Raw genomic sequence first — 14,234 nt, forward strand, 5'->3', positions numbered from 1 at the left:
CGCATCGCGTTAGTGCCAGAACTCGATAATATTTAGGTCCAGATCGCTATGTGGCTCCATCAAAAGCGACGATGTGGCTCTATTGCCGACGCCGCCAGTGGCGTAATTCAGGTCTGTAACAACGAGGAATTCCATGGAACTGATCTTGTCTGGCATGGTCGTCGCGGTTGCCGCCCTGTTTCGTGGCGTCACCGGATTTGGCTTTGCACTGCTGGCGGCCCTTGGTCTGTCAAGCTTGCTGACCCCGGCAACGGCAACGCCGATCATCCTGATCATTGATATTGTTCTGACCGGCTTGATCCTGCGCGATTTTGATCGGGCCAAGGTCGACTGGCGGGCCTGTTCGATCCTGCTGACTTTCGGGCTTTTCGGGGCGGTGCTTGGCCCTTATGTCGCCTTTGCACTGGATGATCAGACCATCCGGATTGCCACCAATCTTGCGATTGCGGTGGCGGCACTGGTTGCCATGCTGCACCATCCCCCAAAATGGATGGGACATTTTGTCATCGGGGCACTTCTGGCCTGTTCGGTCGGTATATTGATGTCGGGCTTTGCCGTTGGCGGACCATTGGTAGCAGCTTGGCTTTTGGCCGGTGGCACGCAGGATGTCCGCGTGCGTAATACGCTTGCGATCTATTTCGGTGCGGTCGATGTTCTGGGATTTATCACCCGGGCGGCCGCGGGCATGTTGCCCGATAATTTCATCGCACTTGTCCTGCCGTTGCTGCTGATTGCCATGATCGCCTATTTCCCCGGCGAGATGATCTATCGCCGGATGTCGGCAACCACCTGGCGCCGTGTTTGTGCCATCAGCCTCGTTCTTATTGCCATTATCGGCTTCGTTCAGACCATCGCACTTGGCCTGTAAGACATTTACCATCTACTACTCACACCACCGGAGATCCCCATGACCAAAACAGCACTCATTACCGGCGCAACTTCTGGCTTTGGCGCGGCAACGGCCCGGCGTTTTGTCAAGGAAGGCTGGAAAGTCATCGTAACCGGCAGGCGTGCCGAACGGCTTGACGCGCTTGTCGATGAACTCGGTGGCGCATCGGTTGCCCATGCGCTTTGCTTTGATATTCAGGATGCCGATGCGACCCGGAACGCAATTGACAGCCTTCCGGCCGACTTCGCCGAGATCGATCTCCTGGTCAACAATGCCGGTTTGGCGCTGGGCACTGGTCCGGCACAGGAATGCAACCTGTCAGACTGGATGACGATGATTGATACCAACACCAAGGGGCTGGTCGCCATCACCCGTATCCTGCTTGATAAACTGATCGAACGAAAAGGGGCGATTGTTAATCTGGCCTCCATCGCGTCGAACTGGCCTTATCCGGGCGGGAATGTCTATGGCGCGACCAAGGCATTCGTTCAGCAATTCTCGCTGGGTATTCGTTGTGATCTTGCGGGAACGGGCGTTCGCGTCACCTCGATCGAGCCGGGGCTTTGTGAAAGCGAATTCACGCTGGTGCGGACTGGTGGCAACAAGGAAGCCTACGACAAGCTTTACAGTGGTGCCGATCCGATCCAGCCCAAAGACATTGCCGAAAGCATCTTCTGGGTGGCGAACTTGCCAGCGCATGTGAATGTCAACTCGCTGGAAGTCATGCCGGTCAGCCAAAGCTGGTCGCCATTTGCCATTCATCGCAAGCAAGCTTGATCCCATATTTTGCACATCCGTTGGTGAAGGTAACTTCTGCGTTAGAATGAGCTAACCCTCACCAACGGTTTTGCTTTTCTCTTTCCGCTGAACTAAGCTTTTAAAAAAACAAAAAGCATGTTTCATCGGAGGGACATCATGAGATCGACCGTTCTGGGCGCGTCAGATGGGGCAGCGCCGCCTGCCGGCAATGACGCAAGCCATGGCGGGCCGGGGCCTGAATTTGGTCCGTGGCTTGAAAAGGCATCCATCCTGATCGTTGATGACGAACCGGGCATGCGCAATTTCCTTGTCCGTACCCTGGGGCCACGTGCCAAGCGCGTCGAGGAAGCCGCCGACTGCGAAGAAGCCACAGCCCTTCTTGATCAGCATCATTTTGATGTCGTCATCCTTGATAACATCATGCCCGGCAAAAGCGGGGTGGAATGGCTGACCGAACAGCGCGAAATCGGCTTTTTCTCCGACGCCATCCTGATGACGGCCTATGCCGATCTTGATACCGCGATCAAGGCGCTGCGTGCCGGGGCGGTCGACTTTGTCCTGAAACCATTTCGCTCCAACCAGATTTTGAACGCGGTGGCGCGCTGTCTGGATCGCATGCGGTTGCGCCGTGAAAACCATGTGCTGCGCCACGAATTGCGCGCAACATCCGATCATGTGTTGCTGCGTGACAAGCTGATTGGCTATTCGCCGCAAATTCAAGAAATCCGTGAGACCATTGCCCGCGTGGCACCCCTTCCGACATCCATTCTGATTTCCGGGGAAAGTGGCACGGGCAAGGAAGTCACCGCACGTTCGCTGCATGCGCTTTCTGACCGCGCCGAAAAGCCGTTTGTTCCGATCAACTGTGCCGCCATTCCCTCTGAGATGATCGAGGCGGAATTGTTTGGCCACGTCAAAGGGGCCTTTACCGGCGCGCAATCCGCACGCGATGGGCTTTTCATGCATGCGCAGGGCGGAACCCTGTTTTTGGATGAAGTCGGTGAATTGTCGCTTGCGACCCAAAGCAAGCTTTTGCGCGCGATTGAAAGCCGCCGTGTCCGCCCGGTGGGTTCTGAACGCGAAGCACCTGTTGATTTGCGCTTTATCTTTGCCACCAACGCCGATCTTGAGGCCGAAGTCGACGCCGGGCGTTTCCGTGCCGATCTGTTTTACCGCATCAATGTCATGCATATCGAAATGCCCCCACTTTCGGCACGCGGGGATGATGTCCTTGAACTGGCCGAACTGTTCATGACCAAACTGTCCAAGCAGCTTGGCGTACGTGCCGTGCCGATGGATGCGGCCGTGCGCGCCGGACTGACACGCTATGACTGGCCGGGCAATGTGCGTGAATTGCGCAACCTGATTGAACGGACCCTGATCCTTGGCAAGTTCCCGGCGGAATTCCGTGATGAACTTGCCGATCAGGGATCGCAGGTTGACCGAGATGAAACGCTTGATGAGATGGAACGTCGTCACATTCTGGCGATGTTGCACAAGACCAATGGCAATCGCAACGAAGCCGCCAGACGGTTGGGGGTATCGCGCAAGACCATTGATCGCAAATGCGCAAGCTGGGAACAGGAATGACCGACGCGTCATTGTCGGGCGCCACCAAGCCCCCCGCCAAAAGAACACGATCCGTTCGTTTTAAGTTGCTGGCGATTGCGCTTTTGCCGACGCTTGTGATCCTGCCATTGTTGCTTGGCGTGATGATGGTGCGGTGGAATACCAAGTTCGATGCGCTGTTAACATCAAAGGTCAGTGGCGATCTGACGATTGCCCATCAATACTTCACGCATATCCTTGAAAATACCGGCGAACAGATCCAGGCACTTGGCCAATCGGTCGCCTTTCGCGAAGTGCTCGCCAAAGGTGATGTTGCGGAGGTCGACCGCCTGCTTGCAGAACGTCAAAGCAAGCTCGGCCTTGATTTCCTTTATCTGTCACCCGCGCTGGGTAGCACAGGTTCTGGCCAACCCGATGCGGACTGGCCGGTGATTGCCAGTGCCTTGCGCGGGCAATCGATGACCAGCATCGATATTTTCAGCAACAGCGACCTAGCGGCGATTTCGCCCGATCTGGCCGAACGCGCCCATCTCGATCTGATTGATACGCCCAATGCCGTGCCCTCGACACGCAATGCGGAAACGCGGGGCATGGTTGTGCATTCGGCAAGTCATGTTGAATTGCCAAACGGACAAAATGCCGCCTTGGTCGGGGGGATTTTGCTCAACCAGAATTTGGCGTTCATCGATACGATCAACGATCTTGTCTATCGCCAAAGCAGCCTGCCCGAAGGCAGTCAGGGAACGGCGACCCTTTTCCTTGATGATGTGCGTGTCAGTACGAATGTCCGGCTGTTTGCCGATCGTCGCGCCCTTGGGACGCGGGTTTCCAGTGCTGTGCGTAAAACCGTTCTTGAAGACGGCCAAGTCTGGCTTGATCGCGCCTTTGTGGTCAATGACTGGTATATATCGGCTTATGAGCCGATCAAGGACAGCTATGGCAAACGGGTTGGCATGCTTTATGTCGGGTTTCTTGAAGCCCCGTTTGCCCAGACAAAGTATGAAAGCCTTCTGATCCTGATCGGGGCGTTTCTGTTTGTCGCAGCCCTGTCGGTGCCGATCTTCCTGCGCTGGGCGCGGGGGATATTCAAACCGCTTGAACGCATGGCCAATACCATTGGTCGGGTCGAAAACGGCGATCTGTCGGCCAGAACCAATATTGATCAGGTTCAGGACGAGATTGCCCTTGTGGCCGACCATCTTGATGATCTTCTTGATCAGGTCCAGGAACGCGATAAACGTTTGCGCGCCTGGAACGATCAGCTGAACGAACGGGTTGATGCCCGCACCAGCGAGTTGCGCGAAGCCAATCGACAGCTCGAAGCCACCACAAGGCAATTGATCATGTCCGAAAAGCTTGCGGCCATTGGTGAAATCACCGCCGGTGTGGCGCATGAAATCAACAATCCGGTGGCGGTGCTTCAGGGCAACCTGGATGTCCTCCGCGATTTGTTGGGCGAACATGCCAGATTGGGCGATACCGAATTCCGCCTGATTGATGAACAGGTCAATCGCATCAATCTGATCGTGACCAAGCTCCTGCAATTCGCCAAGCCCGAAGAATATGCCGGATATGTCGAACGCCATAGCGTGGCCGAGGTGATAGACGATTGCATGCCACTGGTCGCCCATCTGCTGAGCCGGGCGGATATCGACGTCATGCGCGAACATCATTCAACTCGGCTGGTTCTGATGAACCGGACCGAGTTGCAACAGGTTCTGGTCAATCTGATGGTCAATGCCCTGCATGCCATGTCCGAGCGCGGAACGTTGACCCTGACCGATATTGATCAGGATCGCGATGGCCTGCCGGGTATTCTGATCACGGTGCGCGATACCGGATCAGGTATGGATGCCGAGGTGCTGAACCGTATCTTTGATCCGTTCTATACCACGAAACGGCGGGAAGGGACGGGGCTTGGTCTGTCGATTACCAAGACCCTGATTGATCGACAGGGTGGCGGGCTTGAAGTGGAAAGCAAGCCCGGAAAGGGCACCACATTCATGATCTGGCTGCCGGAAGCGGATTAGGGCCAGACCGGGGGCTGGGCCGATTAATTTGGTGGGCTTTTCGGTGTGCCTGCGCGCAGCCATTCTTTTTTCAGAATGGCATACACAAAAGTATTTTCGTATTTCGGCGTGCCGTCCGGGTTGTTGACAAACGAAATAAACTCCTCAAAGCAGGCCTCTTTGCGCATGCCAAGTTTCTCGCACAGCTTCTGCGATTTGAAATTGTTGTCCTCGACATAGTCGTAAAGCCTTCTTGCGTCGCGCTGTGTGAACAGATGCTCAAACAAGGCTTGTGCGCTTTCACTGGCATATCCCTTGCCTTCAACCTTTTCGTTGAAGTTCCAGCCGACGGAATAGGTGTCGGCTTGTTCGGGGCCATCGTGATGAAGCAACAGTTCACCAATTAAGGCTCCTGTTTCTTTCAGGCATACCGCAAGACACGTCTTATCCTTTGCACGTTTCCGCGCCTTTGCCTTCGCTTGTTCCAGCGTTCTGACTTTGTCATCCATGAAGCAGTTTACGCGCGGGTTCGAAATGTACTCGAACAGTTCTGCGGCATCAGCTTCAACAAAGGGTCTGATGATCAATCTGTCTGTGATGATGTCGCTCATATGCGTCCTTCGCGGGTAAGCGGATGGTAACAGACTCATCGCCCTTTCTTACTAAAGCGGTACGCGCAATGAAAAGGGTTATCGCAGCGTGATTTTTCAATCCCCCAAAATCCTGTCCAAACCGGAACGCGCGTTGGGACATCGCATTGAAATTGCTGCGGTTGCGAGTGGACATTTTGTCCATTTGCACGTTATGCGCGAAAAAAGATATGGACATTTTGTCCCTGCGTGTGCGCTGCAGCAGTCCATTTCAGTTTGGAAGAATGACAGAAAACGGCGCTTGTCATGCAATGGCATGGCGATTGCGATGTTGAGAGTTCCGGATTTAACCGTGTTTGCCCTGCACCATGACCATCGTGCGACGGGGAAGGGCAAGGAAAATCCAAAGACCGGGAGGACAACATCGCTATGTTTGACAAGCTCAAAAAAGAACACATCGTCGCTGGTGACGATTTCAATCGCTGGAAAGTTCCACCAGCATCCATTGCTATTCATTTGTGTATTGGCTCCGTCTACGCCTGGAGTATCTTCAACCCGCCACTGATCAAGGAATTTGGCGTGGTCAGTGCAAGCTCCGGCGACTGGGGCCTGCAATCCGTTGTCTGGATTTTCTCTGTTGCCATCGTCTTCCTTGGCCTTGCGGCGGCATTTGGCGGCAAATGGCTTGAAGAAGTCGGCCCGCGCATGGTCGGTGTCGTTGCCGCCTTTTGTTGGGGTGGTGGTTTCATTATCGGTGGCCTTGGCATCATGACCCATCAGCTTTGGCTGGTGTATCTCGGCTATGGTGCGCTTGGCGGCTGTGGTCTTGGTCTTGGCTATGTATCGCCGGTATCAACGCTTATTCGCTGGTTCCCGGACCGCCGTGGTATGGCGACCGGCATGGCGATCATGGGCTTTGGCGGCGGTGCGATGATCGCAACCCCGATCAAGGAAGGCTTGCTATCCGCGTTCTATAAGGTGCCGGAATATCTTGGCCCGGAAAGTGCCGTAAACCTTGTGACCGAGGGCGGCAAACGGATGGCAGAAGTCGGTGGCCAGATGGTTGAAGTCGTGGTCGCAGGTGCCGCACAGGTTGCCTCGGCCCCGGTGCCCATCGAAGAGGGCGTTTATGTTGTCGGAACCGGTAACACCGGTGCGGCTGCGACCTTCTTTACGCTTGGTGTTGCCTATTTCATCGTGATGGTTATTGCGGCATTTTCCTATCGCGTGCCGCGCGAAGGCTGGCTTCCGGCTGGCTGGACGCCGCCGACTGCCGATGCCGCATCCAAACGCATGATCACGCATGCCAACGTTCATATCGATCAGGCGCTTAAAACGCCGCAATTCTATCTGTTGTGGATTGTGCTGTGCTTTAACGTGACGGCGGGCATCGGGGTGATTGGCGTTGCCAAAACCATGATGACCGAAATCTTTGGCACGACCTTGCCGCTGGTTGTGAACTCTGCCTTTGCGGCGACCTATGTGTTCATGATTTCGGTCTTTAACATGTGCGGTCGTTTCTTCTGGGCGTCGATGTCGGATTATATCGGGCGCAAGAACACCTATTACTGCTTCTTTATTCTGGGTATCGCGCTTTATCTGTCGATCCCGTTTGCCGCAGAACAGGTCAGCATCAATCCGGCTGTGACATGGCTTGTCATGTTCTATGCCGCAACCATGATCATCTTCACGATGTATGGCGGTGGCTTTGCAACCATTCCGGCCTATCTTGCCGATATCTTTGGCACCAAATATGTCGGTGGCATCCATGGTCGTCTTCTGACCGCATGGAGCACGGCCGGTGTTCTTGGTCCGCTTGCCATCACCCAGTTGCGTCAGGCCTCGGTCACAAGTTCGATCAAGGATCTGGCCTCAAAGGTCGACCCGGCAGCTTTCCAGGAAAAGTTCGGTGCCGGCATTGCCCAGCTTGATCAACTGGTTGCGGCCAAAACGGTGACCATCGGGCGTCTGATGGAAATCGCACCGGCTGGGACGGTTGATCCGACCTCAAGCCTCTATAACACCACCATGTATGCCATGGCGGCTTTGCTTGCGATTGCGTTGGTCGCCAACAAGCTGGTCAGCCCGATCCATGAAAAGCATCACATGGAAACGCAGCAAGCTGCCGGAAGCGAGGCTCCGTCCAAGGCCTAACCTGACCAAGGGCGCTGGCCAACATACCCATGGCCAGCGCCCGTTTTGCCGGTTCTACTTTCCAGCAAAACCGGGCATGAGTGGGACATCATGCCAAAGCGTCAGGGGCAGATCCGGGCTCTGTTCATCCGGCCCGGATCTGCGTTCTGTTGCAGGAATAACCTTTATGCCCGAAGGGGTAATCGGTTATCCTGCAACCAGAACACTTCCCCGCGACGTAGAGTGTTCAGTCAATAATAACGCGACCCGAAAACGGGATTGCGATCACCGCCATAAAAAGCATCCGCCTTGCGATGCCGGATTCGCCATGATTGATAAACTCGAAATGTTTATGGTTCTCGCCCGCGAGCAGCATTTTGGCCATGCTGCCGAACATTGCGGCGTGACCCAGCCAACCCTTTCAAGTGCCTTGCGCCAGCTTGAAGATCATCTTGGCGTCGTGCTGGTCAAACGCGGGTCGCGCTATCAGGGGCTGACACCCGAAGGCGAACGGGTTCTGGAATGGGCACGCCATATCGTTGGCAGCACCCGATCCATGCGCGATGAAATGCGCGCCATGCGCTTTGGCCTGACCGGGCAGGTGCAGATTGCCGTCATACCGACCGCCCTTGCGATGGTCCATGAATTGACCACACCGTTTCGCGAAAAACACCCCGATGTCAGCTTTGCCATCCTGTCGCGGACCTCTGTCGAAATTCAGGCATTGCTTGATGATCTTCGCATTGATGCCGGCATTACCTACCTTGATAACGAACCACTGGGGCGTGTCACGGCCATTCCGCTGTATCGTGAACGCTATCATCTGGTGACGTCCAACATGGATGATCTGGCCGGGCGTGACACAATCACCTGGCGCGAAGCCGCCAAACTGCCGATTTGTCTTTTGACGCCTGATATGCAGAACCGCCGCATCATTGATCAGCATCTTGATGCAGTCGGCGCAAAGGTCAGTGCGACGCTTGAAAGCGATTCCATGATTGCGCTGTTTACCCATGTGCAAACCGGCAACTGGGCCAGCATCATGCCGGAAAAAATGGTCGAAAGTTTCGGGATGCGCGACCGGGTCAAATCGATCCCGATCATTGAGCCGGATGCGACCCACACGGTTGGCCTGATCGCGGCAAAACGCGAACCTGCGACCCCTGTGGTTTCAGCACTTTTGAAAGAAGCCGCCCGAATATCGGAGCTGCAAACCGCTTGATAGGTTTTCGCTATCGCGTAACGGGATGGCTTTATTGAACAGGTCGGGACAATGCCCGACAATGTTCATAATAAACAAGAATTTGATAACATGCTTGAGAGAGAGGCTTGCATGTCGGAAACGACCGAGGACCAGAATGTCCGCGTCGCTGCCATTTGTGATCAGTTGATCACTTTGGAAGGACCGTTATTGCCAATTCTGCACGAAGTGCAGGAAGAATTTGGCTATATCCCCGATGGCGCGCTTCAGACAATTGCAAAGAAGCTGAACCTCAGCCGGGCAGAAGTCCACGGGGTGGCAAGCTTCTATCATGACTTCCGCGAAGAAAAGGCGGGCAAGCATGTCATCAAGATCTGCCGGGCCGAAGCCTGTCAGGCCATGGGGGCCGATGCGCTTGGTGATCAGATCCGTCGTCATTTGAAAGTCGACTGGTCGCAGACCACCGCTGATCGCAAGATCACGCTGGAGCCTGTTTTCTGCCTTGGCCTCTGTGCCTGCGCACCAGCCGCGATGATTGATGGCAAGGTTGTTGGTCGCGTCAGTGCGGATCGCATTCTTCAAAAGGTGGGGTCATGAGCATCAAGGTTTACGTTCCACTTGATTCCGGTTCTGTAGCACTGGGTGCTGATGATGTTGCATCAGCGATTGCCGCCAAGGCATCCAAGGCCGGTTCGGATGTCAAGATCGTGCGCAACGGATCGTTTGGCATGTATTGGCTGGAACCGATGGTCGAGGTCGAAACCCCGCGCGGGCGGGTCGCCTATGGCCCGGTTAGCACCGATGATATCGACGCATTGTTTGAGGCCGACTTCCTGACAGGTGGCCCGCATAAACTGTATCTTGGTCGCACCCAGGATATCCCGTTCCTTAAAAGCCAGTCGCGCCTGACGTTCCAGCGCTGCGGCATTGTTGATCCGGTATCGCTTGAAGATTATCGCGCCAACGATGGTCTTACCGGTCTTGAAAACGCGCTTAAGATGACGGACGCAGAAATCGTCAAGGCCGTCACCGATAGCGGCCTGCGCGGGCGCGGTGGTGCCGGTTTCCCGACGGGCATTAAATGGAATACAGTCCGCGAAGCCAAAGGCGATCAAAAATACATCGTCTGTAATGCCGACGAAGGCGATAGCGGCACCTTTGCCGATCGCATGATCATGGAAGGTGAACCGTTTGTCCTGATCGAGGGCATGATCATTGCCGGTCTCGCCACCGGCGCGACCAAGGGCTATGTCTATACCCGTTCGGAATACCCGACCGCGATTGACGTCATGAACGAGGCGATCAAGGTCGCCCGTGCCGCCGGTGTTCTGGGCGATAACGTCCTTGGATCCGGCAAGGCGTTTGATATGGAAGTCCGCATGGGGGCCGGGGCCTATGTCTGTGGCGAAGAAACATCGCTTCTGAATAGTATGGAAGGCAAGCGCGGTGTCGTCCGTGCCAAGCCGCCATTGCCCGCCCTTGAAGGCTTCCTTGGTCGACCGACCGTGGTCAATAACGTGATTTCGCTGTGCTCTGTGCCGGTCATTCTGGAAAAGGGTGCGGAATATTATCGCGATTATGGCATGGGCCGTTCGCGCGGCACCATCCCGATCCAGATTGCCGGGAACGTCAAACATGGCGGGCTTTATGAAGTTGGCTTTGGTCTGACCCTTGGTGAAATCGTCGAACAGATCGGCGGTGGGACGGCCACAGGGCGTCCGGTCAAGGCAGTTCAGGTCGGTGGTCCATTGGGGGCGTATTTCCCCAAGGAACTGTTTGATACGCCGTTTGACTACGAAGAATTCGCCAAACGTGATGGCCTGATCGGCCATGCCGGTGTTGTCGTGTTTGATGACACGGTCGACATGATGAAACAGGCTCGGTTTGCCATGGAATTCTGTGCGATTGAATCATGCGGCAAATGTACGCCATGCCGCATCGGTTCGATCCGTGGCACCGAAGTGGTCGACAAGCTTGAACGCGGTGAGCAGCCTGAATTGCAGATCGAACTGCTGCGTGATCTGTGTGAGACCATGAAGTTCGGATCGCTGTGCGCATTGGGCGGCTTTACCCCGTATCCGGTCCTGAGTGCACTGACCCATTTCCCTGATGACTTCAAGCCACGCGCGCTTGATATAGCTGCGGAGTGAAACGATGTCCTTGATCAAAGAAGTTGACTACGGAACCCCCGCCAAGAAATCCGAAAAGACGGTAACCCTGACCATTGATGGCAAGGACATTACCGTGCCCGAAGGCACCTCTGTCATGCGGGCCTCGATGGAGGCCGGCATTCAGGTCCCGAAACTGTGTGCAACCGATATGGTTGATGCATTCGGATCGTGCCGCCTGTGTCTGGTTGAGGTCGAAGGCCGCAACGGCACACCGGCATCCTGCACGACGCCGGCGGCTGACGGCATGGTTGTCCATACCCAGACCGAACGGCTTAAGAAAATCCGCAAAGGCGTGATGGAGCTGTATATCTCTGACCATCCGCTTGATTGCCTGACCTGTGCGGCCAATGGCGATTGCGAATTGCAAGATATGGCAGGGGCGGTTGGCCTGCGTGATGTGCGGTATGGCTATGAGGGTGAAAACCACGTTCAGGTTCGCCAGAACGGCGAAGAAAATCCGCGCTACATGGCCAAGGATGAAACCAACCCGTATTTCACCTATGACCCGTCGAAATGCATTGTTTGTTCGCGCTGTGTGCGGGCCTGCGAAGAAGTGCAGGGCACCTTTGCGCTGACCATCGAAGGTCGTGGCTTTGAATCCCGCGTCTCGCCGGGCATGCATGAAAACTTCCTGGATTCCGAATGCGTATCGTGTGGTGCCTGTGTGCAGGCCTGCCCGACCGCCACGCTTCAGGAAAAATCGGTCATTGAAATCGGCCAGCCGGAACACTCCGTTGTCACCACTTGCGCCTATTGCGGGGTGGGTTGCTCGTTCAAGGCGGAAATGCGCGGCGAAGAACTTGTCCGCATGGTGCCGTACAAGGATGGCAAGGCCAACCGGGGTCATTCCTGTGTGAAGGGGCGGTTTGCCTATGGCTATGCCAACCACAAGGACCGCATCCTCAACCCGATGATCCGCGAAAGTGTGGATGAACCCTGGCAGGAAGTCAGCTGGGAAGAGGCACTTCGCTTTACCGCAGAAAAGTTCAAGGGCATTCAGGCCAAATACGGCAAGGGCGCGCTGGGCGGGATTACCTCGTCACGTTGCACGAACGAGGAAACATTCCTTGTTCAGAAACTGATCCGTGCCGGTTTTGGCAATAACAACGTCGATACCTGCGCTCGTGTTTGCCATTCACCGACCGGGTATGGCCTTAAAACCACGTTTGGTACCTCGGCCGGGACGCAGGATTTTGATTCTGTTGAACATACCGATGTCGTCATCCTGATCGGGGCCAATCCGACCGATGGCCATCCTGTCTTTGCCTCGCGCCTGAAAAAGCGCCTGCGTCAGGGGGCGAAACTGATCGTGATTGATCCGCGCCGGATTGACCTTGTGCGGTCCCCGCATATCGAGGCCGTCGCCCATATCCCGCTGCGCCCGGGGACGAACGTTGCGGTTCTGACGTCGCTTGCCCATGTCATTGTCACCGAAGGCCTGTTTGACGAGGCGTTCGTGCGTGAACGGTGCGACTGGGACGAATTCCAGGATTGGGCAACCTTTGTTTCCGATCCGAAACACAGCCCCGAAGCCATCGCCGAGATGATCGGTGTTGACGGCGAAACCATGCGCAAGGCCGCACGCACCTTTGCCACCGGCGGCAATGGCGCGATCTATTACGGTCTTGGTGTCACGGAACACAGCCAGGGTTCCACCACCGTGATGGCGATTGCCAACCTTGCCATGGCGACCGGCAATATCGGTCGTCCGGGTGTGGGTGTGAACCCGCTGCGTGGTCAGAACAACGTGCAGGGTTCGTGCGATATGGGGTCGTTCCCGCACGAACTGCCGGGCTATCGCCATATTCAGGACAGTGCCACCCGCGATATTTTTGAAGATATCTGGGGTGTCAAACTGGATGACGAGCCGGGTCTTCGTATCCCCAATATGCTCGATGCTGCCGTCGAAGGCACGTTCAAGGGCATCTATATTCAGGGCGAAGATATTCTTCAGTCTGACCCGGATACCAAACATGTCGCGGCCGGTCTGGCGGCAATGGAATGTGTGGTCGTCCATGACCTGTTCCTTAATGAAACGGCGAACTACGCGCATGTATTCCTGCCGGGGTCGACCTTCCTTGAAAAGGACGGGACCTTCACCAACGCCGAACGCCGCATTAACCGCGTGCGCAAGGTGATGACACCGCTGAACGGCTTTGCCGATTGGGAAGTTACCCAGAACCTCGCCCGTGCGATGGGTCTTGACTGGAACTACACCCATCCGTCTCAGGTCATGGACGAAATTGCCAAGACCACGCCAAGCTTTGCCAACGTCAGCTATGACCTGCTGGAAGAAAAGGGCTCGGTCCAGTGGCCGTGTAATGACAAGGCCCCCGAAGGGACCCCGGTCATGCATATCGATGGCTTTGTTCGTGGCAAGGGCAAGTTTGTTGTCACCGAATATGTCGCAACCGACGAACGTACCGGTCCGCGCTTCCCGCTTCTGCTGACGACGGGACGTATCCTTAGTCAGTATAATGTCGGTGCACAAACCAGGCGTACGGAAAACACGACCTGGCATAAGGAAGACTTGCTGGAAATCCACCCGCATGATGCCGAACAGCGGGGCATTCGTGAAGGCGACTGGATCCGTCTGGCATCCCGGTCGGGCGAGACATCCCTTCGTGCCACCATTACCGACCGTGTCGCACCGGGTGTGGTTTACACCACTTTCCACCATCCGGGCACACAGGCCAACGTGATCACCACCGACTATACCGACTGGGCGACAAACTGCCCGGAATACAAGGTTACCGCGGTTCAGGTTTCGCCAAGTAATGGCCCGACCGAATGGCAGGTCGAATATGATCGTCAGGCCGAACAGTCACGCCGGATCAAACCGCGCGTCGATGCCGCCGAATAGGATAACGAGCCAGACATTGTGCTATACTCCCTTGGCATGATGTCTGGCAC

10 protein-coding genes are annotated in these 14,234 nt (G+C 55.6%); 9 read left to right on the plus strand and 1 reads right to left on the minus strand.

The annotated features are described in order from the left end of the window. Positions 1 to 133 precede the first annotated feature (133 nt). The 4 genes from AC5Q5A_RS12845 (at position 134) to AC5Q5A_RS12860 (ending at position 5,247) form a co-directional block, all read left to right on the plus strand. On the plus strand, positions 134 to 868 hold the full coding sequence (locus AC5Q5A_RS12845; RefSeq protein ID WP_493895517.1) for a TSUP family transporter: 735 nt from the start codon (positions 134 to 136) through the stop codon (positions 866 to 868). A 39-nt stretch (positions 869 to 907) separates the two neighbouring features. Beyond that, a complete protein-coding gene (locus AC5Q5A_RS12850; RefSeq protein ID WP_493895518.1) occupies positions 908 to 1,666 on the plus strand; it encodes an SDR family oxidoreductase in 759 nt (252 codons plus the stop codon). 138 nt (positions 1,667 to 1,804) lie between these two features. Continuing rightward, complete coding sequence (locus AC5Q5A_RS12855) at positions 1,805 to 3,238, plus strand: sigma-54-dependent transcriptional regulator (RefSeq protein WP_120225335.1); 1,434 nt, start codon at positions 1,805 to 1,807, stop codon at positions 3,236 to 3,238. After that, positions 3,235 to 5,247, plus strand: coding sequence for a sensor histidine kinase (locus AC5Q5A_RS12860; protein ID WP_493895519.1), 2,013 nt, complete (start codon positions 3,235 to 3,237; stop codon positions 5,245 to 5,247). Before AC5Q5A_RS12855 ends, AC5Q5A_RS12860 begins: the two co-directional genes overlap by 4 nt. Positions 5,248 to 5,270: 23 nt before the next feature. On the opposite strand, the gene AC5Q5A_RS12865 is transcribed toward AC5Q5A_RS12860, so the two are convergent. After that, entirely contained in the window at positions 5,271 to 5,837 is a 567-nt protein-coding gene (locus tag AC5Q5A_RS12865; protein ID WP_493895520.1) for a GNAT family N-acetyltransferase, read from the minus strand. A 408-nt stretch (positions 5,838 to 6,245) separates the two neighbouring features. Here AC5Q5A_RS12865 and AC5Q5A_RS12870 point away from each other — a divergent pair, with 408 nt between their 5' ends. The 5 genes from AC5Q5A_RS12870 (at position 6,246) to fdhF (ending at position 14,184) form a co-directional block, all read left to right on the plus strand. Further along, entirely contained in the window at positions 6,246 to 7,970 is a 1,725-nt protein-coding gene (locus AC5Q5A_RS12870) for an OFA family MFS transporter (RefSeq protein ID WP_493895521.1), read from the plus strand. Between the two features lie 307 nt (positions 7,971 to 8,277). Next, complete coding sequence (locus AC5Q5A_RS12875; RefSeq protein ID WP_493895522.1) at positions 8,278 to 9,171, plus strand: LysR family transcriptional regulator; 894 nt, start codon at positions 8,278 to 8,280, stop codon at positions 9,169 to 9,171. A gap of 111 nt (positions 9,172 to 9,282) precedes the next feature. Further along, positions 9,283 to 9,747, plus strand: coding sequence for a formate dehydrogenase subunit gamma (locus AC5Q5A_RS12880; RefSeq protein WP_064781958.1), 465 nt, complete (start codon positions 9,283 to 9,285; stop codon positions 9,745 to 9,747). Further along, entirely contained in the window at positions 9,744 to 11,300 is a 1,557-nt protein-coding gene (locus AC5Q5A_RS12885; RefSeq protein WP_493895523.1) for a formate dehydrogenase beta subunit, read from the plus strand. The genes AC5Q5A_RS12880 and AC5Q5A_RS12885 overlap by 4 nt, the downstream gene beginning before the upstream one ends. 4 nt (positions 11,301 to 11,304) lie before the next feature. Beyond that, on the plus strand, positions 11,305 to 14,184 hold the full coding sequence (gene fdhF / locus AC5Q5A_RS12890) for a formate dehydrogenase subunit alpha (RefSeq protein WP_493895524.1): 2,880 nt from the start codon (positions 11,305 to 11,307) through the stop codon (positions 14,182 to 14,184). Positions 14,185 to 14,234: the final 50 nt, after the last annotated feature.

Source organism: Thalassospira sp. CA1, assembly GCF_059052855.1.

What these genes read in the sequence shown, in the direction of transcription:
- AC5Q5A_RS12845 (WP_493895517.1), top strand. Translation starts at nt 134, where the DNA reads ATGGAACTGATCTTGTCTGGCATGGTCGTCGCGGTTGCCGCCCTGTTT.
- AC5Q5A_RS12850 (WP_493895518.1), top strand. Translation starts at nt 908, where the DNA reads ATGACCAAAACAGCACTCATTACCGGCGCAACTTCTGGCTTTGGCGCG.
- AC5Q5A_RS12855 (WP_120225335.1), top strand. Translation starts at nt 1,805, where the DNA reads ATGAGATCGACCGTTCTGGGCGCGTCAGATGGGGCAGCGCCGCCTGCC.
- AC5Q5A_RS12860 (WP_493895519.1), top strand. Translation starts at nt 3,235, where the DNA reads ATGACCGACGCGTCATTGTCGGGCGCCACCAAGCCCCCCGCCAAAAGA.
- AC5Q5A_RS12865 (WP_493895520.1), bottom strand. Translation starts at nt 5,837, where the DNA reads ATGAGCGACATCATCACAGACAGATTGATCATCAGACCCTTTGTTGAA.
- AC5Q5A_RS12870 (WP_493895521.1), top strand. Translation starts at nt 6,246, where the DNA reads ATGTTTGACAAGCTCAAAAAAGAACACATCGTCGCTGGTGACGATTTC.
- AC5Q5A_RS12875 (WP_493895522.1), top strand. Translation starts at nt 8,278, where the DNA reads ATGATTGATAAACTCGAAATGTTTATGGTTCTCGCCCGCGAGCAGCAT.
- AC5Q5A_RS12880 (WP_064781958.1), top strand. Translation starts at nt 9,283, where the DNA reads ATGTCGGAAACGACCGAGGACCAGAATGTCCGCGTCGCTGCCATTTGT.
- AC5Q5A_RS12885 (WP_493895523.1), top strand. Translation starts at nt 9,744, where the DNA reads ATGAGCATCAAGGTTTACGTTCCACTTGATTCCGGTTCTGTAGCACTG.
- fdhF (WP_493895524.1), top strand. Translation starts at nt 11,305, where the DNA reads ATGTCCTTGATCAAAGAAGTTGACTACGGAACCCCCGCCAAGAAATCC.